The following is a 1,869-nucleotide window of genomic DNA, read 5'->3' as shown; positions in this document are numbered from 1 at the left end:
AACCGTGTCTCCCGTTCCGGTTGGTGAGCCCTAATTATATGATATTTTGGGGAAAATGTCTTAAGTTGATGGCATTGGGGGCAGGGGCGATCCAGCCCATCACCCTTCATCGCTCTTTCGATGCGAGCCATGGATATTCTTGCAAATGAGAGCCATACCGCCGCCAGGACTACGAAAGAGCATCCCATCGTTGAAAGGAAAACGTTTTTGCCGGATTCAACGACAATCATCTTCTACCAGCTCCAAGGATAATGAGCGATATCCTTGCCAACCTGGCGAGCTCGCTCCTGGAGCGGGCAGGTTGGTATACAACTAAAGCTCATGGCATCAATAGAAATCGAACACCAAAGCTCCAGAAAGCCCAACAGCTACACAAACCGCCCCAGAGATCACAAGCATCAGACCCAATGTCCGGTCAATCGGTTTGGCGTACTGGCGCACCACAGGCACATCGATCAGTGGATCATGGCTTGGATTAAAAGCATTGATGGGGAGCCCGATTGCAAACGCGTACCAGACCGCTCGCCCTCCTACACCGTCGCATGGACAGGGGCGCCTCAACCCGTCGTTTTTCATATCCCTTTCAATGCGAGCCATGGAGATGCGCGCAAACAACAGCCAAGACGCGAACATGGCCATTATTGAGATCAAACCGAAAACGACGAAAAGGCCTTCCCCTGTCTGGAATAAAGATAGCATCAGCCAGCTTCCCAAAGGGATTCCGATATAAACCGACCGAATTGATCCATGTAATACCCTACCCCCATACCTACCAGCACCCCGGCTACGACAATAACGCCAATTGTAATCCAACCAACCGGGGTCACACTTATTAAGCCCAGACTTGCTGCTAGCGCGGTTCCACCCGCCACGGTGGCCTTACCAGCGTAAATACCGGACGCACCGCCAAGGCCGAAACCAACCATTTGCCTGGAACTCTCCTTTAACCAGTTACCACCCGCGTCATAGGTCGCCTTAACCTTGCCAACACGGAAGGCGCCATCCACGGCCACAGCAGCGTTTCCAAGATAATTGAAACCTTTCGCCAGGCTTCCCATGCGACCAGCCTGAACGGTATCGGCCACATTCAGGCGGGGATCCGCCTTGGCGGGGCTGGCGCTGCGTTCGGCAAGTCGGATGCCGCGAGCCGCATTGCTGAGTGCACTGCCTTTGTTTCTGGCGCGGAGTGCTTCCGGTGCGAAACGATTCAATTCCGAACGGTACCGGGTTTCAAGCTTCTGGTAAGCTTCACGGATTTGCCGGCGGACCTTCTCGAGGTAGTAGCCGCGGCCAGGGCCGGAATGCCGCCGGTAGGATTCCTGGAGTTCAATGAGTTTTTTCTGGTAATCGGCAACGGCTTTCTGGAAACCATTCAGCCGAGCATAGGCGGAACCGGATCCGGCATTGACGGCGCTGTTGATGACCTTGAGATCATAGAGTGACAGGTGTTCCTCGGCAAAGGCCGCCATAGTATGAACGCCATCGCCCATCGAGGCCGTCGCGTTGGCAGCGTTTCTGCGCTCTACCGGTGTCAGGTTGTTGAGGCGCCGCACAATGGTCCGTGTCCTGGCGTCGCCGGTGTCCAGTGAATAAGCGCGGCCTTGGGCAAGGAACGAGTTCTGCCCTAACCCGTTGGCAATACAGAACTGTGTCAGCGTTTCAGGATCATCGCCGACGATGTCACTGGGACGGCGGGTTGAACGGGCGAATCGTATTTCCGGCATGCGTACTCTCTCCCTAGAGGTGGGTTCAAACTCCGTTGTTAATTGAAATCCTACTCACCGAAACAACCTACTAAGGGATTCAAAAGTAGCCGAACATGATTTATAATAAACCTTTATTCACTGAATGATAAAGGAAACGGTTGAA

2 protein-coding genes are annotated in these 1,869 nt (G+C 53.8%); both read right to left on the bottom strand.

Annotated features, from left to right (window positions below; genetic code table 11):
- Positions 1 to 327 precede the first annotated feature (327 nt).
- Positions 328 to 714 carry a hypothetical protein gene (locus tag AC1RQI_RS16730; RefSeq protein WP_481905748.1) on the bottom strand — a complete coding sequence of 129 codons (387 nt, stop codon included), beginning with the start codon at positions 712 to 714 and terminating at the stop codon, positions 328 to 330.
- Entirely contained in the window at positions 699 to 1,724 is a 1,026-nt protein-coding gene (locus tag AC1RQI_RS16725) for a hypothetical protein (RefSeq protein ID WP_481905747.1), read from the bottom strand. Before AC1RQI_RS16725 ends, AC1RQI_RS16730 begins: the two co-directional genes overlap by 16 nt.
- Positions 1,725 to 1,869 lie beyond the last annotated feature (145 nt).

This window comes from Salicola sp. AFF1 (genome assembly GCF_056783195.1).
Note: the sequence above shows the minus strand (reverse complement) of the source record. Positions and strands in the feature narration are given on the sequence as shown.

Bases quoted from the DNA above. Each gene is read 5' to 3' on its own strand.
- AC1RQI_RS16725 (WP_481905747.1), bottom strand. From the start codon at position 1,724: ATGCCGGAAATACGATTCGCCCGTTCAACCCGCCGTCCCAGTGACATC.